Origin of the sequence: Rummeliibacillus sp. TYF005 (genome assembly GCF_003844195.1) — a bacterium.
Classification (GTDB): domain Bacteria; phylum Bacillota; class Bacilli; order Bacillales_A; family Planococcaceae; genus Rummeliibacillus.
This window is the reverse complement of record NZ_ML122542.1, coordinates 152,936-177,709: the sequence shown is the minus strand read 5'-3', so window position 1 is coordinate 177,709 and position 24,774 is coordinate 152,936. Positions and strand designations below refer to the sequence as shown.

The window sequence follows — 24,774 nt, the reverse complement described above, 5'->3', positions numbered from 1 at the left end:
ACTTAAATGACTGCATTAATAATTAACGCACAAGCAAATGCTACAAATGAAAGAATTGTTTCTAAAGCTGTCCAAGTTTTAAAAGTCTCTTTAATAGATAATCCTAAATACTCTTTCACCATCCAGAATCCAGCATCATTAACATGTGAGAACATTAATGAGCCAGCTCCTGTAACAATTACTAATAATTCTAAATTAACATTTGTCATATTCGCAATAATTGGTGAAACGATGCCAGCAGCAGTTGTTAATGCCACTGTTGCTGATCCTGTAGCAATTCTTATCATTCCTGCAATTACAAATGCTAATACTAGCGGAGAAACCGATAAATTTTCTGCTAAGTGTCCAATTGTTTCGCCAACACCACTGTCAATAAGAACTTGTTTAAATCCACTACCAGCACCAATGATTAATACAATGGAGCCTACCGGTACTAAACAATCCTCTGTAAACTTCTTAATAGCTTTTTTATCTTGTCCAAGTCTATAACCTAGGAAATAATAAGCTGAAAAGACTGAAATAAGTAGTGCTATAATCGGACTACCGATAAATGTAAATGCATCTTTAATAGTTTTGCCAACATGCATATATGGAGCCATTGTTCCCAAAACCATTAAAAGTACAGGAAGTAAAATGGAGAAGAATGAAATAAAAGTACCAGGCATTTGATCATCGTTTTTTTCTTCTACATGCACAAATTCTGGTTCTTCTTCGGGGGCTACTCGTTTACTAATATATTTTGCATAAAGAGGTCCTCCGATAATACCTGCAGGAATTGCAATAATTAATGAATAAAGCAACACTTTACCTAAATTAGCACCGTAGATACCAATTGCAGCCACAGCACCTGGATGTGGAGGTACTAAACCATGAACAATTGATAATCCAGCGATAGCTGGTAATCCAATTAATAATATATTTTTCTTTGAAGCTTTTTGAATAGAGATAACAAGTGGCAGTAAGATTAATATTCCGACTTCGAAAAATACAGGAATACCAATAACAAATCCTGAGAAGAACATTGCCCATGGTAGTTTCTTTTCACCGCATACTTTAATAAAGAAATTGGCAATTTTCAAACCAGCTCCAGATTCTGCTAGCATCTTACCTAAAATCGCACCTAAGGCAATGATTCCAATTAGGTGTCCAAGAGTTCCGCCCACACCTGTTTCATATGCTTGAACAATTTCATCAAGTTTCATGCCGCTAAAAATCGCTAGGAAAAGACTAGCAATAAGTAGACTAATAAATGCGTGCCATTTAAAAACTGATACACCGACTATAACAATAACTATCGCTAATAATGTGATAATTAATAAATATGCGTCCATTTTATCCTCCCCTGTACTCTACAATTTATGTAAGCATTTTCATAGATTCAATTATACGAAAAAAATTTTTCTAAATCAATATTTTTTAAGAAAAAAATTTTATTTATAGATACTGTTATAATACATTTGATTTACTCTTACTTTTTGGCGTTTACTTTTGAACGTAATTTTGAGTTGTTTTTTCATTATCTAATTCTTTCTTGAAAAATTTTTCTTTTTAAAAAATGTACTGAAATAAAACATTCTCCATAAAATATAGGGGCAATCCTATTTTACGGATAGCCCCTAAAGTTGTTTATCTATGAAATGATGATGATTCTAAATCAGATAAATCTGATGATGAACTGGATGAGCTCGAACTAGATGAGCCGGATGATTTGTGAGATTTTGGCGATTTTGAAGAACTGGATGATGAACTTTCATCTTCAAAGTTCCAATCTTCTTCATACTCCATTGGGTGAATACTGATACAAATTGTTGTTTCCCCAACCACTTCCGCTAATAACTCTCTTTCAATAGTAACCACAAAAGTTTCACCATCTGGTCCAATTACTGCTTCAATACAATTTGGTTGTTGTAATACGCGAATATGAACTTCTTCTTTTCCTGAAGACTCGTCATCGCGATAATGGAGCTTGATACGATCACGATAAGGAATCGTTTCAGAAAATACCGCTGTTTTACAATGGTTATTATATGCATACCATACATTGATCTCACACTTGCCTGATACTTCTACAAATTTTCCATTCTTCTTAGCGGAGTAAGTATGATTGATCACCCAGCAACCTAAAATACTTGATGGACTATTTGGTGGACGTAATGTTTCACAAGATTCTGTTCTCTTTTTTCCCTTTGCAATCACTGCTTTGGTCACAATATGACGTAACTGTCTCAGCATGATTCCTCCTTTATCTCCCGTTCACCACATCATATGCGCTATTAGCCTAGTGGGTGCCTAATTCGTTAAGAAAATGTCGAAAGCTATAAAAAATCAATTTATTTTGAGACATGAATATGGCCTTTGGCGAAAAAAAGGATGCCTATTGTATCGGCATCCTTTTCTTGTATTTATAAATCTATAAAAATTTATTTTTATGAACAACTTCCAGGCTCAGAATTGCGAACTTTAGAGCCTGTTTCACCACGTAAAACATCGCCACCAGTTGATTCGACAATTTCATCTGTCACATTGTTAGCAATAGAATTTGCTACTAGTTGCAATAAATCATTAACGTCACCTTGAGATTGTTTAAATTCAACCACTATTGGAAGAGCATCGATTTCTTTTTCGATTTTTTCAATTTTCTCTTCGATCAATTTTAGCGCTTTTTCTTTTCCGTAATGTTGGAAATTCACCGCTTGCTTTTGTAAACTTTTTAAACTTGCGATTTTTTCTCGAACAAATTGATTTTCGTTTATTTGTGCTTCTGCACGTTTAAAAAATTCAACTTCTTCAGTATTTGCAATCATATGTGCAATTTCATGAGCTTTTTCAATAATATCATCTTTTGTGTATAGTTTTCCTGTCATTATGCTTTCACCTCTTGACTCGATACTACTTCGATAAATTCACCTTGTAAAGACCATGTTTTTGCATCAGTTATTTTAACTTTTACAAGTTCTCCAATGACTTCTTTCGGTGCTACAAAGTTAACGAGTTTATTTTTTCTTGTATATCCAGCTAATACTTCTGGGTTCTTTTTACTTTCACCCTCAACTAATACTTCAACAATTTGACCATCATATTTCTTTAAAGCTTCGGCACAATATTCATTTACTACTTTGTTTAATCGTTGAAGCCTATCCTTTTTCACTTCAAGTGGTACATTATCTTTCATCTTGGCAGCCGGTGTACCTTCACGTGGAGAATATACATAGGTATAAGCCATTTCAAATCCCACTTCTTTATATAAAGAAAGTGTTTCCTCAAACTGTTCTTCTGTTTCATTTGGGAAGCCTACAATAATATCCGTTGTAAGTGCTACATCTGGCATAGCTTTTCGAATTTTTTTGACAAGTTCTAAATAACTTTCACGTGTATATTTACGTGCCATAATTTTCAACATATCACTAGATCCAGATTGTACTGGTAAGTGTATATGCTCTACTAGATTACCTTTTTTCGCTAGTACTTCGATTAAATGATCATCAAAGTCTCTCGGATGACTTGTTGTAAAACGAATACGTGGAATATCTATTAGACGTAATTCATCCATTAAATCACCAAGTCGATAATTACGATTTTCAAAGTCTTTACCATAAGCATTAACATTTTGACCTAGTAAAGTAATTTCTTTGTAACCTTGAGCTGCTAGACTACGAACTTCCTGGATAATATCTTCTGGTAATCGACTTCGTTCTTTTCCGCGTGTATATGGCACGATACAATACGTACAAAATTTGTCGCATCCATACATAATGTTAACCCATGCTTTTGTATGACCTTTTCGTACTTTAGGAAGGTTTTCAATGATGTCTCCTTCTTTAGACCATACTTCAACTACCATTTCTTTAGATAAGTATGCTTCATTTAAAATTTCTGGCAAACGGTGAATATTATGTGTTCCGAAAATCATATCTACTTGGTCATATGTTTTTAATATTTTCTTTACAACTGCTTCTTCTTGTGACATACAACCACAAACACCAATTAATAAATCGGGATTTTCACGTTTTAAAGGTTTTAAATGTCCTAGTTCACCGAAAACTCTATTTTCAGCATTTTCACGAATGGCACATGTATTCATTAAGATTACGTTGGCTTCCTTTACATCTTCTGTTGGCTCATATCCAAGCTGGATGAAAATACCTGCCATCACTTCCGTATCATGTTCATTCATTTGGCAACCATATGTGCGAATTAAAAATTTGCGTCCTGTTCCCATTCCACGGAACTTTTCATCGATTTTAAAATCCTTATGGTATTGCACTTCTTCTTTCCCACGTCTCTTTGCATCTTTTAAAGATGGCGCAGCATAAACAGATTGAAAGTACTTACTATAGTCTTTCTCTGCTGTTGACGTAGATTTTGTATTTACTTGCTGACTGGCAAGTCGTTGTTCTTCATTCATCGGTAAACCCCTTTCGTTCGAGTACCCATTACTATATTATACTGAAAGATATACTATTCTCACAAGAATTAGCATGAATTGTTAAGGAATGTACATATTAATGGTAAATTCATAAAAGAAGGCATATCTATTTACATATATAAATTAAATTTAGGAATTAACGTTTTCTTTCGTTCAAAATAATTCTTAAAAAGAAAAAATCACTCAATCATTTTCATGAATGAGTGATTTTTTTGCTAACGGAATTTAAACTAGATAAATTCTTTCATTAGTTCATTTAGTTCTTCTTCTTTAATCATGATATCAGCTTTATTTAATGGTTCTTCATGATATCCAATTACTTTTTCTTGGTAAGAAAGTTCATCATCATTTTGATAAATGATTCCAGTAACAAGACCTTCGTGTTCCATTACTGTTTTCATCGCTTCTGCACGATTTGATGAATCGTAGCCTTCAATACTTGAAAGTTTTGTAATATGTTCTTTGAACCAATCATATGTGTTCACTTTATTGTAAGTTACGCACGGGCTAAATACATTGATAAATGAGAATCCCTTATGCTTCATACCTGCTTCAATAATTGCTGTTAGTTCTTTCAAGTCTGTTGAGAAACTTTGTGCAACAAATGTAGCTCCAGAAGAAAGTGCTACTTCTAATGGTTTTAATGATGGTTCAATTGCACCACCTGGTGTTGATTTTGTGACAAAGCCAGCAGCTGAACGAGGTGATGTTTGACCTTTTGTTAATCCGTAGATTTGGTTATCCATCACGACATAAGTGATATCGATGTTGCGTCGGATTGAATGGATTGTATGTCCCATACCGATTGCAAAGCCATCTCCGTCACCACCTGTAGCAATAACGTTTAAATCACGATTTGCCATTTTTAATCCTTGTGCGATTGGTAATGCACGACCGTGGATACCGTGTAAGCCATATGAATTGATATAGCCTGATAAACGACCTGAACAACCTATGCCTGAAACTACTGCTAGTTCATGTGGTTGAATGTCAAGATTTGCTGCAGCACGTTGAATTGCTGCTTGCACTGAAAAATCACCACATCCTGGGCACCAGTTAGGTTTAACTGTATTACGAAAATCCTTAAATGTTACCATCAGTTAGCAACTCCTTTACGCGGCCAAGTAATTCCAATGGTAGGAATGGTGTACCGTCATATTTTGTTAAGTTTATAATTTTATCGTGGTGTCCCATGTTCAATTTCATAATATTAGCTAATTGGCCAGTTGCATTATTTTCAACAACAATAACTTTTTTAGCATGATCGATTAATGGTTTCATTTCTTCAACAGGGAATGGATGGATCAATCGAATATGTGCATGATTTGTTTTAATACCTTCAGCATCTAGCATTGGGCGAATTTCTTCAATTGCACCTTTGGTAGAACCAAAACCTACTAAAAGAACATCAGCCTCTTCGTTTGGTGCATCAGTAAATACCGGTGTATCAAAATGAACATATTGTAATTTACGGAAACGTTTGTCCATTTGTTTCTTACGATTTCCAGCTGCTTCAGAAGGTTTTCCTTCTTCGTTATGTTCTACCCCTGTAACATGGTGAATACCATATTTTTGACCAGGAACTACACGTGTAGAAATACCATCTTCCGTTACTTCATATCGTTTGAAGTATTGTTTATCTTCTAATTCTGGAAGTTCATCCAAGTTTAATTTACCACGGTTAATCTTGATTTTAGAGTAATCGAACGGTTCTACTGTTTGTTTACCAAGTGAAAGTTGTAAATCTGAAAGAACAATTACTGGTAGTTGTAATTCGTCTGCAATATTGAATGCTTGAATCATATCGTAAAACGCTTCTTCACCAGTTGACGGTGCAATAACGACTTTTGGAATTTCACCATGTGTACCATACAACATAGCCATTAAGTCAGATTGTTCTTGTTTTGTTGGAAGACCAGTTGATGGACCACCACGTTGTGTATCTACAACAACAAGTGGTGTTTCTGTCATTCCTGCTAAGCCAAGCGCTTCCATCATTAATGATAAACCAGGACCTGCAGATGCTGTAAATGCACGTACACCACCGTAGCTAGCACCAATGGCCATAGTAGCAGCTGCAATTTCATCTTCTGTTTGAATCACAGTACCACCAAATTTAGGTAACTTTTTAATTAGGTATTCCATAATTTCAGAAGCTGGTGTAATAGGGTATGCACTCATTATACGAGAGCCTGCAGCTAATGCACCTAGAGCAATTGCTTCGTTACCAATCATAAATAATCTGTGTTTACCATCGCCAGGTTCAAGTTCAAATTTACCAACTTGTTCCTTTAATAACTCATTCATCATTTGATGACCTTTTGCAATTGCTTCCATATTCTTTTGAACTACTGCTTCACCTTTACGGCCAAAGATTTCGTTAACAACACTTTGGAAAACTTCATCTTTAAGGTTCATAAGGGCTGCTGTTGCACCTATTGCAACCATGTTTTTCATAAGTGAAGTTCCTAGTTCAGTTGCAATTTCAGTAAATGGAACAATATATAGTTCTGCTAGGCAATCTTCAGGTTTTACAGGTTTAAATTTAGCATCTGCTAAAATAACACCATCTTTTGTTAGTTCTTTATAGTTAACCTCGATTGTTTCTTGGTCAAATGCTACCAAAATATCTAAGTCATCTGGAATCGTATGTACAGTTGACGTACGTACGTTAATTTTATTATTCGTATGGCCACCTTTAATGCGGGAAGAAAAGTGACGATAACCATATAAGTGGTAACCTAAACGGTTCATCGCTGTAGAGAAAATTTCTCCAGTACTTTCAATACCTTCCCCTTGTTGCCCACCGACTTTCCAAGAAAGCTGATGTAACATCGATCAACATCTCCTTAATATATCACGTATAAGCTTTTTATCCTTCATAAGTTTATCACGAACATGCAGATGAAACTATTGTTATTAAATGATTTCTCCTAAAATCAGACCTTTGACGGAAAAGTCCGTTCATAAATTTTCAATAAACTACTTTCTTTTTATGTATTATTTTTAATCAAAAACAGAAAAAAATACCGAAGTAATTATCCGGTATTTTTATTTATTATTTAATTCAATTTTATCATGTAATATTTTTCATCATTTTGAACCAATGAGAATTCACATTAAGTGTATTTATGAATGCGCTTTTTAAGTAATGATCATTCTTACTATAAAATTTTTCACAATTTAGCGGCTTGCACCTCGTGTCAATTTGCTCCCTCATTCGAAAGAATAAAGGAGCTTTCGACTCAGGCAATCCAGTGCTCTTCAAATCAGAGCAAGCCGCCTTCTCTTTTATTATTTACTATCGTCCTTTTTTTTCGACGAGCAATTTTAATGCTGTACGATCTTCACCAGCTATTAAAATATCCGTAAATGCTGGTGAACATGTTAAATCAGTACCACTCGGAGCTACAAAGCCTCTCGCAATTGCGATTGCTTTCACAGCCTGATTGAGGGCACCTGCCCCAACTGCTTGCATCTCTGCATATCCTTGCTCTCTAATCACTGCCACTAATGCACCTGCTACGGAATTTGGGTTGGAGCGAGACGATACTTTCAATGAATCCACAACTATTCCTCCCTTAGTTTGAAAAATCGGGGACATTTTGATTGTCCATGAAGCATTGTATGCTCACCCTGCATAAAATAGACTAGTTTAAGGAACGAAAGGATAATCAGCATTTATATAAATACGTTCAAAGTATTTAGCTTTACCAGATTTGTTATCAAGTTCAACATAAAAGCCACTAAATACTTCTCTGCCTTGTTTTGGTACTTCAAATCGTGTTGGCATATTTGTTTTAAAACGATATATAACTTTATCTTTGTTCATGCCCAGTACTTCATCGTACGGTCCTGTCATACCTACATCAGAAATAAATGCAGTTCCCCCTGGGAAAATACGAGCATCAGCTGTTTGAACATGAGTATGTGTACCAACTACTGCTGAAGCTTTTCCGTCTAAATTCCATCCTAATGCAATTTTTTCACTAGTTGTTTCTGCATGAAAGTCTATGAAAACAAGCGGAGATATTTTTTTTGCTTCCTCTACTAATTCTTCTGCTTTAGCGAATGGATCTCCATGAGGCGGTAAAAATGTTCGACCATGCAAATTAATGACTGTTATCGTTTCGTTATTTTTTGTGACAGATACCATTCCTTTACCTGGTGCTTCATCCGAAAAATTAGCTGGTCGAATTAAATAATCTGCATCATCAATAAAGTCGAAAATTTCTTTTTGGTCCCATGTATGGTTTCCCATTGTTATTACATCTACGCCCATCATAAGTAAATCTTGATAAATTCCTTTAGTTATACCTCTACCTGCAGCTGCATTTTCACCATTTGCTATAACAACATCTACATTATATTTTCTTTTTAGGCGAGGTAAGTATGATTCAACTGCATCTAAGCCAATATCCCCTACGATGTCTCCAATAAATAGTACTTTCATTTCATCCACTCATTTCCATAACAAAAGGCTTCTCGACCGTAGTACTAAGAAGCCTTTTGTCCATTAAATTATATAAATATACAAAATCATTGATTTTGGCTTTTAAATATACAAAACTTGAAGTACTAAATTCTACTTAGCATATTCAACAGCACGAGTCTCTCGAATAACTGTAACTTTAATATGCCCTGGATAATCTAGCTCATCTTCAATTTGTTTACGAATATCACGGGCTAAGCGATGTGAAGCTAAGTCGTCAATTTGATCTGGACGTACTATAATACGAATCTCACGTCCTGCTTGAATAGCATATGACTTTTCTACGCCTTCATAAGATTCTGAAATTTCTTCCAATTTTTCCAATCGACGAATATAATTTTCTAATGTTTCACTACGTGCACCCGGTCTTGCTGCTGATAACGCATCGGCAGCAGCTACTAAAACTGCTATAACAGATGTTGGTTCTGTATCACCATGATGCGAAGCAATACTGTTAATAACTACAGGATGCTCATGATATTTTGTTGCTAATTCTACACCAATCTCAACATGACTACCTTCTACTTCATGATCGATGGCTTTACCTATATCATGGAGTAAGCCTGCGCGTTTTGCTAAAGTTACATCTTCACCTAATTCAGCTGCCAATAGTCCTGCTAAATGAGCAACTTCTATAGAGTGTTTTAAGACATTTTGACCATAACTTGTCCGATACTTCATTCTACCAAGAATTTTCATTAAGTCTGGGTGTAAATTATGAATTCCAACTTCAAATGTAGTTTGTTCCCCAGTTTCGCGGATTTGTTCGTCTATTTCTCGACGAGATTTTTCCACCATTTCTTCAATACGAGCTGGGTGGATACGACCATCTTGTACAAGTTTTTCTAATGTAAGACGAGCAGTTTCGCGTCTAATAGGGTCAAATCCTGATAGGATAACTGCTTCTGGCGTATCATCGATTATTAAATCGATACCAGTTAATGTTTCAAGTGTGCGGATATTACGTCCTTCACGTCCTATAATTCGACCTTTCATCTCATCGTTTGGTAAGTTAACGACAGATACAGTCGTTTCTGCAACGTGGTCTGCTGCAAAGCGTTGAATGGCAAGTGATAAAACTTCCCTTGCTTTTTTATCAGCACCCTCTTTTGCACGTGTTTCAGCTTCTTTTGTCATTACGGCAATATCAGTTGATAACTCGCTTTCTACTTGTTTAAGAATAATTGCTTTTGCTTCATCACGAGATAATGCTGAAATGCGTTCAATTTCGGATTGTTGTTTAGCAACAAGTTCTTCCACTTTGCTTTCCATCTGTACAATATGCTGTTGTCTTTCAGTTAGAGCTTCTTCCTTACGCTCTAATCCTGTTTCTCTCTTATTCAGAGCGTCATCCTTGCGATCAAGATTTTCTTCTCTTTGCAATAACCGATTCTCTTGTTTAATAATTTCAGACCGGCGTTCACGGATGTCATTTTCTGCTTCAGTTCGAAGTTTGTGAGTTTCATCTTTTGCTTCAAGTAGTGCTTCTTTCTTAAGAGCTTCTGCTTCTCTCTTACCTTCTTCAATAATAAGTTCTGCAGCACTCTTTGCACCGTTCACTTTTGATTCATTCACTTTTTTCATGACGAAATAGATAACAGCGGCACCGACGATAATTGCTAGCAAAGCGGAGAAGATGATTTCCATCATACAAATACCTCCTCTTGCTGTTTTCATACTCTGTTTCAGTCGGCTTTACATTGATCATTCAATATAGTGCCAATTTCATTTCAATTTTAGAAATAATACAATTTAATTGTATAGTTGATATATTGACCTGTCAAGGATTCACAGTTTTTGGATGTATTCTAATCTATCTGTATCAACTTTTGAATCTTTATGTAGCATAAAGTTGTTATTTAAATCAATTAAAAATGTAACGAAAATTTTAAATTATCAAACTTAAAGGAGTGCATAAAGATTTTCTTTCTAAAAAAGGTCCTTCAAATTTGAAGGACCTTTAGAAAAATCTATTCTTCATCAAATAATGTTGGATCAACTTCAGAGTCTTCTAAGTTAGCGTCTGTAATCTCTCCATTTTCAGCAATACCTGATGCAACACGGATTTTCTGAGCTATTTCTTCTCTAATTTCAGGATTTTCTTTTAAGAATTGTTTTGCATTTTCACGTCCTTGACCTAGGCGTTCATCATCATAGCCATACCAAGATCCGCTTTTTTGTACAATATCCTTTTCTACACCGATATCAAGAATTTCGCCTTCTTTTGAAATCCCTTCACCATACATGATATCCACTTCTGCAGTTTTAAATGGCGGTGCTACTTTGTTTTTCACAACTTTAATCTTTGTACGGTTACCAACCATTTCGTTACCTTGTTTAATGGTTTCTGCACGACGAACTTCTAAACGTACAGATGCATAGAATTTTAGTGCACGTCCACCAGGAGTAGTTTCAGGGTTACCAAACATAACACCAATTTTCTCACGGACTTGGTTGATAAAGATTGCGATCGTATTTGACTTATTAATAATCCCTGATAGTTTTCGTAAAGCTTGTGACATTAAGCGTGCTTGAAGACCCATATGGGAATCACCCATTTCGCCTTCTATTTCTGCCTTTGGAACGAGTGCAGCAACTGAGTCGATAATAATAATATCAATCGCTCCACTTCGTACTAATGCTTCTGCAATTTCTAAAGCTTGTTCACCAGTATCTGGTTGAGATAATAATAATTCATCAATATTGACGCCAAGTTTAGAAGCATAAACAGGATCAAGGGCATGTTCAGCATCTATGAATGCTGCTTGTCCTCCATTTGCTTGTACTTCTGCAATTGCATGTAATGCTACAGTAGTTTTACCTGAACTTTCAGGTCCATATATTTCAATGACACGACCACGAGGGTAACCACCAACTCCAAGTGCTGTATCAAGCGCTAAAGAACCACTTGAAGATGTAGAAACTCTACGGTCTGCCTGTTCTCCTAATTTCATAACAGACCCTTTACCAAATTGCTTTTCAATTTGCTTAAGGGCCATATCCAATGCCGCTTTACGTTCGTCCAATCTAGTTCCTCCTTTAAAATGAGTTGTCTTATATTTCTGTTTCTACTATACTTCTTTTTTGAGAAAAACACAAGAAAAAAGCGAACGTTTATTCGTCAAAATTAAATTACTATTTAATAATGATTACTTAAAAATTCACGAAATACATATTTTAATAGTCTTTTTAATATCGAATTTATTTTTTGACATATCCTTTTTCTGCTAACAGATGGATTAAATAATGGAATGCAAATTTAACAGCACGTAGGCGATTTGTATTACGCATACCCGTCAATTGTAATTTGTAAGTAAGAGGTGGGTCTTGGTCAATCGCAATACCAATCCACACTGTTCCTGCAGGTTGATCGCCATGAGCTTCAGGTCCTGCAGCACCTGTTAAACCTACACCGATATCCGTGCTAAATTTTCCTTTAACAAGTCGTGCCATTTCTCCAGCACATTCAGCACTTACAACACCATAGTTTTCTAAAATTTCTTTTGGCATTCCTAATTGCTCTTGTTTAACCTGTTCTGTATAGGTTACCATCCCACCTAATAATGATTGGCTAATTCCCGGATTTGCAGCAAGCTCTGATTGGAATAATCCAGCTGTTAAACTTTCTGCTGCTGAAATTGTTAAATTATTCGCAATGAGCATTTCTGCTGCTTTGCTTGATAAAGAATCATCATCTTCCCCGTACAGATAATCTCCAACTCGCTCTATGATTTCATTTTTAGTTTTATTGATCAATAACCAAGCTTTTTCTTCATTTTCAGCCTTTGCAGTAATACGCAATGTTACTTCACCATCAGATGCAAGAGGCGCAATTGTTGGATTTGATTGTTCATCTAACAAATCTTGTATACGCACTTCCAATTCTGCTTCACCAATGCCATAAAAACGCAGTACATGTGATACTATTTTGTTATCTTCATGTAGGCGCTCTGCAAGCTTTGGTTTTGCTTCGAATTGAAACATTGGCTCAATCTCTTTTGGTGGTCCTGGTAACAACATATATATTTTGTTATGAACGTCATAAATCATACCCGGAGCCATTCCGTTCTTGTTAGTCAATACTTGGCTTCCCTTTAAAACTAAAGCTTGTTTGCGGTTATTATCAGTCATAATTCGATTTTGTTTTGCAAAGAAATCTTCAATAGATTTCATCGCCTCTTCGTCTTCTACGAGATCTACATTCAAGTGTTTTGCAATTGTTTCTTTCGTTAAATCATCCTTAGTAGGTCCTAAGCCACCAGAAAAGATAAGTAGGTCTGAACGGGATTCCGCAATTTGAATCACTTCTTTTAAACGTGCTGCATTATCCCCCACAACCGTATTATAATAAACATTAATACCCAATTCTGATAATTGACTCGAAATAAAGCGCGCATTTGTATTGACAATTTGCCCCAACAACAATTCTGATCCTACAGCAACAATTTCCGCATTCATCAATTATTCCCCCTTTTGTGTAGAAAAAAATGGCTCATTCGTTTGAATAAATCAAACGCCACAAAAGTGGTTGCGAAACGAAAATATTATCTTTCGTCATGCAAAATGAGCCAATATTACTTTATTTTGATTCTAATAAAATTTTGCGGTTTAACCAGAAGTAATCAACACCTGACCAAACTGTAAAGAATAATGCTACATATAGCATAATTGTTCCGAATGGAATACCCCTCATTGCAAAGATAATGTTATCCATTAATAAGGATGCAATTGCAATGATTTGTGTCCATGTCTTAATTTTGCCGAGTTGGTTAGCGGCTACAACTTCACCTTGTTCCGCACAAATTAAACGTAAGCCTGTTACAGCAAATTCACGGCTAATAATAATGATAATGACCCATGCTGGTGAAGCGCCCATTTCTACTAATAAAATGAAAGCAGATGAAACTAGCAATTTATCTGCTAATGGATCTAAAAACTTCCCTAGGTTTGTAACTAAATTGTACTTTCGTGCATAATGTCCATCAATCCAGTCTGTTACAGAAGCGATGATAAATATCAAAGCACCTACAAAATGTTCAACTGGTAATGTAGCACCTAATATAGACATATTACCCCAGCCAAAGTCTAACACCATCATCAATACGAAAATAGGTATTAAACAAATTCGAGAGACTGTGATTCTATTAGGAATATTCATTTGTTTCACCTTTCTTAACAAAGGAAAAAGTCATCCTGTTCAGATGACTACTTTTCTTCCTCAAATTTAATAACGATATTTTGAGTATAACGTTCTGCAGGAGTTGCTGCAAATTTTATCTTTTCATCATTTACATATACTGTACCATTAGCTGAAGCTCCAAGTCTAACACGAACGCTTTTCTTACCTGTTGCATCTACGTCAATCTCGTCACCATCACTATACATTTGATCAGCCTTAAATGAGTCAGATTCACTTGAGATCTCTTTACCTGTTTCATCTTGAATACCAACCCATGTACTACCCATAACTTTTACTTTCACCTTAAAGTCTTTCGCGCCTGTAAGAGTATAAGTAGTTGTTACACTATCATTTTCTAAAACACCTTTCGAAATTTTTTGTTTAGTTTTTTCTTCTGGTGAATCAGTTTTATCGGTTGTTTTTTCTTTTGCGCTAGTTTCCGTTTTAGTAGCTTCTTTATCCTTATTACTATTTGTCTTGACGTTTGTTGATTCTACCTTAACATCTTCTTGTTTAGGCTCATCCACAACTTCACTGCTTGAATTATGTTGTTTTAAAAACCAAATTGCAGCAATAATAATGATGATAAATAAGGCAACAATGATTTTTGGCATCCAATCAGAACTTTTCTTAGCTGTCTTTTTTGCTAAAGTTCTACGTTGTTGTGGCTGTTGAATGTTAGTTGTTGCAGTTACATTTTGCACTGTATTATTGGCCGGAATTTCCGATTTAAACGTTTCTAATAATTCATTACTATCTAGTCCTACTGCTTCCGCATATTGCTTAATAAATGCACGAACATAAAATGTTCCTGGCATAATACTATAATTACCTTCTTCAATAGCTGATAAATAGCGCTTTTGAATTTTGGTAATTTCTTGTAAATCATCCAGACTATAGCCTTTTGACACTCTCGCTTCCTTTAAACGAGCTCCTAATTCTGTCAATTGTAAACACCTACCTGTTAAAAATTAAATCCTCCAAAACCACCGAAACCATCCGAATCTTGTAAAAAGCTATTATTTCGCTCTAATACTTCGTATGTAATTTCTTCATCTGGATGATGTCTTAATTCGATAATATAATCAAAGTCATCTATTGTATATTCGGAATGCTGCACAAACATATCAGGGTGCTCAATCACGATAATCGCTGGCAATTGCATAATTTCACGAACTAATTGTTGATGTCGCTCGTCCGATGAACGTCTAGTAACAACACCATCTAATATAAATACGTTATTACTATTAAATTCATCTCCAAGTAGTCTATTGCGCACTGTTTGTTTAATCATAGTTGATGATAAAAATAACCAGCGCTTATTTGCACAAACACTTGCAGCAACAATTGATTCCGTTTTTCCAACTCGAGGCATTCCACGAATTCCTATTAACTTACGACCTTCTTTTTTATAAATTTCAGCCATAAAATCGACAAGAATCCCTAGTTCATCTCGCACAAAGCGAAATGTCTTTTTTTCATCTGCTTCTCGTTGAATATATCTGCCGTGTCGAATAGCTAAACGATCTCTTGTAGTAGGTTGTCGAAATTTGGTGACTTTAATCATTTCCATTGTCGAAACAATACTTCTAAATCGTTCAATTTGTTCCTCTTTTTCAGCTCGTAGAAGCATACCTCTTCGAATTTGGTCGACACCATTTATCGTAACTATATTAACCCTAAGCATACCTAATAATGATGCGATATCACCTAATAATCCGGGGCGATTGATTTGTATTTCATATTCAAAATACCATTCTCTCACATACAACGATCCCTTCTATTATAAAACGCATAAAACATATATATGTTCCATAATAGCTGATTTTTCTATAGATGAAAAGGGAAAAAGAAACGGGATGCATTAAAAGTTTAAAAAACACTTTTAATCATTCCCGAGACTTTTATAAAGACAATTTATTTTAACTCTTATATTAAATAAGTTTTTACTGCAAATTTTTATTTTGAACTAATTTAACGACACAATTCGCCAATGCTTCTTTCTCATTTTCAGAAGCAACGCCCCATAAATCAGAAAGTACACGTTCTTGTTCATTTTTCGGATCAACATTGTTGGCTAAGTATTCACCAATTTGTACCGCTGCTTTTTGAATTACTTGATTTGTCATACCAGATTGTTCAGCTTGAGCCACATTTTGCCCTAAAAACGATGTCCATTGTTGCCAATTTTCTAAAATAGGCATAGAACCCCTCCTTTACACAATAAGTATGTGTAAAATCAGTTGTTATATGTACCAGCCGCCGTTAATTCTCAAGATTTGTCCTGTTATATAATCAGCCTTTCCAGATTGTAAAAAGGCTACTAGGTGTGCTACTTCTTCAGGAGATCCAGCACGTTCTAATGGAATTTCAGCCAAGAGTTCACGCATTTCTTCGTCATTTAAATGTCCATTCATTTTTGTATCGATTAATCCCGGAGCAATTGCATTTACACGGATTCCATTAAAAGATACCTCTTTTGCATAAGCTTTCACAAAAGAGTGAATGGCTCCTTTAACGGTAGAATATAGTGTTTCTCCCGCTCCACCTGCTTCACCCCATATAGAACCAATCATTGTAATATAACTTACTTGATGTTGTCTTAATTTTGCTGACAACATACCAATAATTTGTATAGGTGTCTGAACATGTACTTTCCAAAGTTCAGTCATTTCTTTAACAGTTGTATCTTCCACTAGTTTATAAAGCGCTTGACCACTAGCTATGACAATTGCTTCTAATGAAAACACAGACTGTACAATCGTAGTTGCTGCTGATTCGGATGTTAAATCTGCCTGAATAATCATGAATTCTTGTTCCGGATAAGACTGCATCATTTCTTCAAGTAAACTTTGCACAACTTCACTATGGTGATTGTACTGCAAATAGAGTGACCAACCATTTTCCGCTAGTTCACGACAAATGGCACTTCCGATTGCTCCGGAAGCGCCTAATACTAATGCAAATTTTTTCATTATGCTTTTTTACCTTCTGCCTTTGAATTGTTTTTAGTATTATTGGCTAGTGGTAAAATTTTAAAGACTGTTTGTTGAGATTCTCCTTGCAGAGATTTAAAAGCTTGTTGGACGTCAGCTAAAGTTAGTTCTTCAATTGCCGAAACAGAGTCAAACAGGTTCATATCATTGAATTTATAACGTGTAAATTGATTTGCTATATATTCAATGGAGTTAAGAGCTCTTAAATTAAAGCCTATTCTACGGCGTTTTACACGTTCCAATTCCTCTTCACCAAATGGCCATTTCTCTTCTGTTTTCTTCAATTGCTCTTTTATAGCTTGTATCAATTTGTCAGGTTGATGTGTATCTGAACCTATCATTGCAAAGCCAAATCCATGTTCTAAAGAAAAATCGTAAGAGTAAGATTCATCGATTAAACCTTCTTCATACACTTTTGTATAAAAATCTGAGGATCTTCCAAATAAGATATCCAATGTCAAACTAATTGCAAGCTCATGTTTTAACATTTCTCGTCCTGATAGATTTGTTTCCTTTGCTTTAAGTCCTACAGAAACTTTTGCTTTCGAAACATCCATATTCAATGTACGTTCAGGTATAGCAACTTCAGATGGTTCATCTACTTCAATCCGCTTAATCGGAGTAGGCTTTGCAAATTCTTTCTTATCTTGGTTTTCACGAATAACTTGCATCATTTTTTCAGGTTCTAATGAGCCAATTGCAAATAGCAACATGTTTGAAGGATGATAGAAAGTATGATAGCAAGTATATAAATGTTCTGCCGTAATTTTATCTATCGATTCGACAGTTCCTGCAATATCAATTTTTACAGGATGTTCTTTAAACATATTTTCGATAGTGCCAAAATATAAACGCCAATCAGGTTGATCGTCATACATCGTAATTTCTTGACCAATAATCCCTTTTTCTTTGTTGACGGTTTTTTCTGTAAAATAAGGTTCCTGTACAAAATTTAATAATGTCTCAGTACTTTCATAAATATGATTCGTTGAAGAAAATAGATAAGCAGTTCTTGTAAATGAAGTAAAGGCATTTGCTGATGCACCATACTCACTAAACTTTTGGAATACATCTCCATCCTCTTTTTCAAACATTTTATGTTCTAAAAAGTGTGCTATGCCATCTGGAACTGTAATTGCTTGTTGTTCACCAAGCGGAACAAAAGAACGGTCTACAGATCCATACTTAGTTGTAAATGTGACAAATGTTTTTGAGAATCCTTTTTTCGGCAAAATGTAGACGTCTAACCCATTTTCAAGCTTTTCATAATATAATGTTTCATCTAGTTGATCAAAGCGAATTGTTTCCATTATTTTTCGTCCTCCATTCCACTCAAGAAATAGACGGTTTCTTTGTGCATTTGTTTAGCCATAGCCACAACGTCTTCTTTCGTTACAGCCTGCCATTTCTTTTGCCAATCTTCTACATTGAAATCTTCATCCAAATCTTTATATTGGTCATATATTTCAATTTGACCACGTGCAGAATCTAATGCTTCTTTTAATTGGTTTTGAAGCATTGCTTTTGTTTGTGTCAGTTCCAAATCTGTTATTTCGCCATTTTGCATAGAGGCTAATTGGTCATCAATCAATTGAATCACTTTCTGCTCATTTATAGCATCAATTCCAGACGTTACATAAACTAAACCATATTGTGCAGAATATGAACTTGAACAATAATACGCCATACTTTCTTTTTCACGAACATTCATAAACAATTTAGAATGTGGATATCCTCCAAAAATACCATTAAAGATTTGCATTTTTGGAAAATCTGCATCTTTGAAAAATACCGGTATTGAATAGCCAATATGCAGTTTTCCTTGTCGCATATCTTGCTTTTCTTTCACATAATCATCAGTTGGTTCAATTTTTGGTAAATCTTTTAGTTTAAATGTTGTTTCTCGCTTTCCAAATGGTAGTGCTTTTTTTAGATCCTCTACCATTTTATCTTCATCTATATCTCCCACTACGTAAATATCAATCGCATCTTCTGTAAGCATACGGTGATATGTATCAGTAAGTGATTGAGGTGTAATCGCTTCAATAGCTGGAATTGTACCATTAGCAGAAATAGATGCTGGGTGATTTGGCGCTAAAATTTTTGTTAAGCGATTTTGTGCATAGCGTGATTTATCATCAAATATAGATTGAATACGTTCCTTGACCATTTCTTTCTCACGAGAAACGATATTCTCTTTAAAAGTTCCACCTTCTAAATTCGGCTCAAATAGTACTGTATGCATTAAATCTAATACTTTACCTAGTACATCACCTTGTTTTAAGTATTGGTCATTTACCGTTTCAACATTTAAAATGACAACATGTTCGTTTCCTTTTTTACTTGTATCTAAATACAAAACTGTTCCATATAAATCATCTAAATACATACGCATACTAGCAGTAGATGGGAATTTGGCATTACTGTGTTGCAATACATTTGTTAAAACAGTTCTTTCCGCTGCCTCCTCTACCTCTAAAGGTCTTCTAAATTTCAGTGAAAAATTCACTGTTTTAAATTGATCAGTTACTCTTGTATGAATATGAACGTCTTTAGCTACTTCTATAGTGTTAAACATTCAAACCCCTCCTATCTACTTAATATAACAAACCATTACCCCAACTATACATGTCAATTGAATAAAATTGCAACTAAAGTAAAAGCAAGTCAATGCATGGCCCTTTAGACATAACAAAAAAGGCCGAGAAGTTGGCTCGGCCTTTTCATAATAATTAGTGATTGCACATGAATTGAAAGATTATCGTTTACCTTTAATATAAGGTTCACCTGATGCTTTTGGTGCTCTTGCTTTACCGATAAATCCAGCTAAAGCAAAGATTGTTAAAAGATAAGGTAAGATTAACAATATCACTTCAGGAACATCTTTGATCACAGGAATAGAAGCACCAGCAATACTCAATGATTGTGCTAATCCAAAGAATAATGCTGCACCTAGAGCACCAAGTGGATGCCATTTCCCAAAAATCATTGCTGCAATGGCAATGAAACCTTGTCCGCTAATAGTACTCTGACTAAAGTTACCTGCAATTGCTTGTGCATAAATTGCACCGCCAATACCACCAAGTGCACCAGAAATCATAACAGCTACATAACGCATTTTCGTAACGTTAACACCCATTGTATCTGCAGCCATTGGATGTTCCCCTACAGCTCGTAAACGCAAACCAAATGGTGTTTTGTAAATAATGTACCAAGCTATAAACGCAACAACAATCGCCAAAATAGACGTACCATAAACATCTGTGAAGAACATTTTCCCTAAAATTGGAATGTCTTTCAAGACTGGGATATCAAATCGTGAAAAACGTTCTGCTATAGAATCTGTTTGACCTTTGTCATAGATCATTTTTACACTAAACACTGCTACAGCTAGTCCCAACATGTTTAGAGCGACACCAGCAACCGTTTGATCTGCTCGGAATGACACAGCTGCAACAGCTAGAATTAAAGAAAATACAATTCCGATTACCATTGCTATAACTAAACCAATCCAAGGTGTAAGTCCACCAAAAGTATCTGCAAATGTTAAGTTAAAAACGATACTACTGAAGGCTCCTATAATCATTACGCCTTCTAGTCCGATATTAACTACACCTGATCGTTCCGTGAATACCCCGCCTATTGCAGTCATAATTAATGGAGCCGCATAGAAGATAGCAGAAGGAATAATGAAATATAACACTTCTAAAAAACTCATGTTATTTTTCCTCCTTTTTTTTCTTACTTATACGTTCAAGTGCTACTCGAATGATATAACCTGAAGCAACAAAGAAAATTATCAATGCGATAACGATTGATACAATTTCTACTGGAATCCCTGCTTCATTTGGCATATTTAGACCACCATTTTTTAATGAACCAAAAAGCATTGCTCCAAGCAATACACCAAATGGTTGGTTAGCACCAAGTAAAGCTACTGCGATTCCATCAAAACCGATACCAGTAAACGCCGTCATCTTCGAGATATTACCGAAAGTACCTAACGCTTCCATCGCGCCGCCAAGACCAGCGAAAATACCTGAAATCACCATTGCTAGAATAATATTTTTGCTAACATTCATACCCGCATACTCTGATGCATGTTGGTTAAATCCAACAGATTTTAGTTCGTAACCGCGAGTTGTCTTTTCTAATATGAACCACATGATAATAACTGCTAAAATTGCAATGATAAAACCCCAATGCAAACGGGAGTAGTCTGTAATAGATTCTAAAAATGGCGAGCGTAATGAAGCAGTCTCATGGATTTTCTCTGTTTTTTCGCCATCAGATAACGTTGCAATAGTTGCATTTACAACATGTAATGCGATATAGTTCATCATAATCGTCACGATTACTTCATGAACTTGTAATTTTGCTTTCAATAAGCCTGGGATAAATGCCCATAATCCCCCAGCAACTGCTGCTGCTAATAATGCTAGTGGGATATGAACAATCTTAGGAAGATCAAATGCATAACCAACATATGCAGCTGCTAACCAACCTACCATTAACTGTCCTTCCACACCAATATTAAATAAACCTGTGCGGAATGCAAAAGCTACTGCCAAACCAGCAAATACATATGGCGTAATTTGACGAATTGTTTCACCAATATTATAGGTGTTACCAAAAACACCATTCCATAATGCAATATAACCATCTACTGGGCTAAATCCACTAATAGCCATTACAATTGCTCCAACAATAATACCCAATAAAATTGAGATAAGAGGGACTAGAATATTTGTCAATCGTTTAGACACTATTCGTCACCTACCTTTTTTGAATCTTGATGTAATTTTTGTCCAGCCATTAATAAACCGAGTTCTTGTTCTGATGTTTCGTGCGGTAGCACTCTATCAATAATTGACCCATCATGGATGACAGCAATACTGTCTGATACATTCATCACTTCATCTAATTCAAATGATATTAATAACACTGCTTTTCCTTTATCCCGTTGTTCAATAAGACGTTTATGAATAAATTCAATCGCCCCTACATCTAAACCACGCGTTGGCAATGCTGCTATTAATAATTCTGGGTCTCGCTCAATTTCACGACCGATAATTGCTTTTTGTTGGTTACCACCTGACAATGCACGTGCAAGTGTCATCTCGCCTGGTGTACGCACATCATATTCATGAATAATTTTTTTTGCAAAATCATTTACTTTCTTATAATCTATAATACCTGCCTTAGAAATAGGTTTTTGATAGTACGTTTGTAAAACTATATTATGGCTAATAGGAAAATCGAGTACAAGTCCATGCTTATGTCGATCCTGAGGAATATGACCGATTCCTGCCTCTGTAATTTTACGAGGTTTGAAACCAGTTATATTCTTACCTTTTAAAGTGATTGTTCCTTTTTTCACCTTGCGAAGACCAGTAATTGCTTCGATTAGCTCTGACTGACCATTTCCGTCTATCCCAGCAATCCCAACAATTTCTCCAGCTCGAACGGTAAGATTTAAATTTTTAACCTTGTCGACACCACGATTGTCTGCAACAGTTAAATTTTGGATATTTAATACAACATCAGTCGGTTTTGCTTCCACTTTTTCAGTCTTAAATACAACTTGTCTTCCAACCATCATTTCGGCAAGCTGATCTGGATTTGTATCAGCAGTTACAACTGTACCTATCCCTTTACCTTTGCGTATTATTGTAACGCGATCTGAAACTTCCATAATTTCTTTTAATTTGTGAGTAATTAAAATGATAGATTTGCCTTCATCAATAAGACGTTTCATAATCTGCATCAATTCTGTAATTTCTTGAGGTGTTAGTGATGCTGTAGGTTCGTCGAAGATTAAAATTTCAGCGCCTCGGTATAATGTTTTTAAAATTTCCACACGTTGTTGCATACCGACTGAAATGTCTTCAATTTTAGCATTTGCATCTACATTTAAACCATATTTTTCAGATAGTTCTTGTACTTTTTTTGCCGCATCTCGAATATTGATGGAACCCATCTTCGTAGGTTCACTACCTAAAATGATATTTTCTGTCACCGTAAAATTCTCAACTAACATAAAATGTTGATGAACCATTCCGATTCCAAGATCATTGGCTTTGTTAGGGTCAGTAATCTTAACTTCCTTGCCATGAACTTTAATGGAGCCTGCTTCTGGTTGATATAAACCAAAGAGCACATTCATCAACGTCGATTTCCCTGCACCATTTTCTCCTAATAGTGCATGAATCTCTCCTTTTTTTAGCTGAAGGGTGATGTTATCATTTGCTACGAAATCCCCGAATTGTTTTCGAATTCCAAGCATTTCTATCACATATTCCAATGTGTTCACTCCCTTGGACACTATAAATTTATGGTTGTCATTAATAAATTAACAAAGGTTAAAAAAATTAACACAAGAAGGACTTAAATACACAAATAATTTTTCAGAATATTAATCCAAAACTATATTTTAGAACAACTACATATAATCGTGAATAAGATGGTATATTCTAAAAATTTACTATAATTTAAATTCCTTCGTCTGTTAATTAGAAACTAAAATACATCATAAAGACTAGCATAAGCTAGTCTTTATGATGATGTTAAACCTGATGGTTAAACCTTATTTTTCTGGTTTTTCAGGAACTGTAATTTCACCTTTAATAATTTTTTCTTTGTATTCATCGATTTTCTTTTGTGTATCACTAGTAATTACACCGTGAGAATCTGCTAAATCAACACCATTATCTTTTAAGCCCAAAGTAATAGTTTTACCGCCTGGGAATTTGCCATCTTTTGATTGTTTTGCAACATCTTCTGCAGCAATATCAACACGTTTTAATACAGAAGTGAAAGTAACATTTGTTTTGTCATCTACTTTACCTTCATCGTATTGGTCACGGTCAACACCGATTACCCAAACATCAGCTTTCGGATCTTTTTTCTTACGTTCTTTTGCTTCAGTGAATAAGCCATTACCTGTACCACCTGCTGCGTGGAAGATGATATCAGAACCTGAATCATACATACGTTTTGCAATAGCTTGACCTTTTGCAGCGTCGCCAAATGAGCCTGCATATTGAACATCAACTTTTACTTTTGGATTTGCAGCTTTAGCACCTGCTACGAAACCAGCTTCGAATCCATCAATAATGTCACTTTCCATACCACCGATGAAGCCGATTTTGCCAGTTTTAGATTGTAATGCTGCAGCAGCACCTGCTAAATAAGAAGCTTCATTTGCTTTGAACATAATAGAAGCAACATTATCTTGTCCTTCAACTACTGAGTCGATAATAGCGATTTTAGCATCTTTTTGTTGTTTAGCTACTTCAACTACTGAATCATGTAGTTGGTAACCTACTGCAAATACTAAATCAAAATTACGGCGAACTAAGCTATTTAGGTTAGTGTTGTAATCACTTTCAGATGCAGATTGTAAGTAATCATAACCATTGTTACCTTTAGATAATCCATTATCTTTACCGAATCTTTCGATCCCTTCCCAAGTAGATTGGTTAAATGAACGGTCATCAATACCGCCAGTATCAGTTACCATTGCTACTGAGAATGACTTTTTATCATCCTTTTTAGTATCGCTTGCATTGTCGTCATTACCACATGCTGCTAATAAAGTACCAGAAGCTAGAAGTGCAGAAAGAGCTAAACCAATTTTACGCTTTTTCACTTGAAATCCCCCTAAAAAGTAAAGTTAATT

The 24,774-nt window shown here is 35.3% G+C and carries 22 protein-coding genes; all 22 read right to left on the bottom strand.

The features are described from left to right. Positions 1–2: 2 nt before the first annotated feature. Complete coding sequence (locus CW357_RS02770) at positions 3–1,331, bottom strand: GntP family permease (RefSeq protein WP_124217281.1); 1,329 nt, start codon at positions 1,329–1,331, stop codon at positions 3–5. 295 nt (positions 1,332–1,626) lie between these two features. Further along, positions 1,627–2,229, bottom strand: coding sequence for an outer spore coat protein CotE (gene cotE / locus CW357_RS02765; protein WP_124217363.1), 603 nt, complete (start codon positions 2,227–2,229; stop codon positions 1,627–1,629). A 197-nt stretch (positions 2,230–2,426) separates the two neighbouring features. Further along, entirely contained in the window at positions 2,427–2,864 is a 438-nt protein-coding gene (locus CW357_RS02760; protein WP_119414361.1) for a YlbF/YmcA family competence regulator, read from the bottom strand. Continuing rightward, positions 2,864–4,405 (bottom strand): tRNA (N6-isopentenyl adenosine(37)-C2)-methylthiotransferase MiaB, encoded by a 1,542-nt coding sequence (gene miaB / locus CW357_RS02755; RefSeq protein WP_124217280.1) that lies wholly within the window; start codon positions 4,403–4,405, stop codon positions 2,864–2,866. The genes CW357_RS02760 and miaB overlap by 1 nt, the downstream gene beginning before the upstream one ends. Positions 4,406–4,656: 251 nt before the next feature. Further along, positions 4,657–5,523, bottom strand: a complete 867-nt coding sequence (locus CW357_RS02750; RefSeq protein ID WP_119414359.1) for a 2-oxoacid:ferredoxin oxidoreductase subunit beta — start codon at positions 5,521–5,523, stop codon at positions 4,657–4,659. After that, positions 5,510–7,261, bottom strand: coding sequence for a 2-oxoacid:acceptor oxidoreductase subunit alpha (locus tag CW357_RS02745; protein ID WP_119414358.1), 1,752 nt, complete (start codon positions 7,259–7,261; stop codon positions 5,510–5,512). The genes CW357_RS02750 and CW357_RS02745 overlap by 14 nt, the downstream gene beginning before the upstream one ends. Before the next feature lie 466 nt (positions 7,262–7,727). After that, positions 7,728–7,994, bottom strand: coding sequence for a stage V sporulation protein S (locus tag CW357_RS02740; protein WP_119414357.1), 267 nt, complete (start codon positions 7,992–7,994; stop codon positions 7,728–7,730). A gap of 87 nt (positions 7,995–8,081) precedes the next feature. After that, complete coding sequence (locus tag CW357_RS02735; protein ID WP_119414356.1) at positions 8,082–8,879, bottom strand: TIGR00282 family metallophosphoesterase; 798 nt, start codon at positions 8,877–8,879, stop codon at positions 8,082–8,084. A 132-nt stretch (positions 8,880–9,011) separates the two neighbouring features. Then, positions 9,012–10,565 (bottom strand): ribonuclease Y, encoded by a 1,554-nt coding sequence (gene rny / locus CW357_RS02730; RefSeq protein WP_124217362.1) that lies wholly within the window; start codon positions 10,563–10,565, stop codon positions 9,012–9,014. Positions 10,566–10,888: 323 nt separating this feature from the next. Continuing rightward, positions 10,889–11,944, bottom strand: a complete 1,056-nt coding sequence (gene recA, locus CW357_RS02725; RefSeq protein ID WP_119414355.1) for a recombinase RecA — start codon at positions 11,942–11,944, stop codon at positions 10,889–10,891. Between the two features lie 175 nt (positions 11,945–12,119). Continuing rightward, a complete protein-coding gene (locus CW357_RS02720) occupies positions 12,120–13,376 on the bottom strand; it encodes a competence/damage-inducible protein A (protein ID WP_124217279.1) in 1,257 nt (418 codons plus the stop codon). 121 nt (positions 13,377–13,497) lie between these two features. Continuing rightward, entirely contained in the window at positions 13,498–14,076 is a 579-nt protein-coding gene (gene pgsA, locus CW357_RS02715) for a CDP-diacylglycerol--glycerol-3-phosphate 3-phosphatidyltransferase (protein WP_124217278.1), read from the bottom strand. 47 nt (positions 14,077–14,123) lie between these two features. Next, positions 14,124–15,044, bottom strand: a complete 921-nt coding sequence (locus tag CW357_RS02710) for a helix-turn-helix domain-containing protein (protein WP_119414352.1) — start codon at positions 15,042–15,044, stop codon at positions 14,124–14,126. Between the two features lie 17 nt (positions 15,045–15,061). Then, the gene (locus CW357_RS02705) at positions 15,062–15,862 is read right to left on the bottom strand and encodes a DUF3388 domain-containing protein (protein ID WP_124217277.1); all 801 of its coding nucleotides are present in this window, start codon (positions 15,860–15,862) and stop codon (positions 15,062–15,064) included. Between the two features lie 181 nt (positions 15,863–16,043). Continuing rightward, entirely contained in the window at positions 16,044–16,301 is a 258-nt protein-coding gene (locus CW357_RS02700; RefSeq protein ID WP_124217276.1) for a DUF3243 domain-containing protein, read from the bottom strand. Positions 16,302–16,343: 42 nt separating this feature from the next. Continuing rightward, a complete protein-coding gene (gene ymfI / locus CW357_RS02695) occupies positions 16,344–17,072 on the bottom strand; it encodes an elongation factor P 5-aminopentanone reductase (RefSeq protein ID WP_119414349.1) in 729 nt (242 codons plus the stop codon). Then, the gene (yfmH, locus tag CW357_RS02690; RefSeq protein ID WP_119414348.1) at positions 17,072–18,403 is read right to left on the bottom strand and encodes an EF-P 5-aminopentanol modification-associated protein YfmH; all 1,332 of its coding nucleotides are present in this window, start codon (positions 18,401–18,403) and stop codon (positions 17,072–17,074) included. Before yfmH ends, ymfI begins: the two co-directional genes overlap by 1 nt. Next, positions 18,403–19,671 (bottom strand): EF-P 5-aminopentanol modification-associated protein YfmF, encoded by a 1,269-nt coding sequence (gene yfmF, locus CW357_RS02685; RefSeq protein WP_124217275.1) that lies wholly within the window; start codon positions 19,669–19,671, stop codon positions 18,403–18,405. The genes yfmH and yfmF overlap by 1 nt, the downstream gene beginning before the upstream one ends. 180 nt (positions 19,672–19,851) lie before the next feature. Beyond that, positions 19,852–20,811, bottom strand: coding sequence for an ABC transporter permease (locus CW357_RS02680; protein ID WP_119414346.1), 960 nt, complete (start codon positions 20,809–20,811; stop codon positions 19,852–19,854). Between the two features lies 1 nt (position 20,812). After that, positions 20,813–21,859, bottom strand: coding sequence for an ABC transporter permease (locus tag CW357_RS02675; RefSeq protein WP_124217274.1), 1,047 nt, complete (start codon positions 21,857–21,859; stop codon positions 20,813–20,815). Further along, entirely contained in the window at positions 21,859–23,397 is a 1,539-nt protein-coding gene (locus CW357_RS02670) for an ABC transporter ATP-binding protein (protein ID WP_124217273.1), read from the bottom strand. The genes CW357_RS02675 and CW357_RS02670 overlap by 1 nt, the downstream gene beginning before the upstream one ends. Positions 23,398–23,679: 282 nt before the next feature. Continuing rightward, complete coding sequence (locus CW357_RS02665; protein WP_124217272.1) at positions 23,680–24,744, bottom strand: BMP family lipoprotein; 1,065 nt, start codon at positions 24,742–24,744, stop codon at positions 23,680–23,682. Positions 24,745–24,774: the final 30 nt, after the last annotated feature.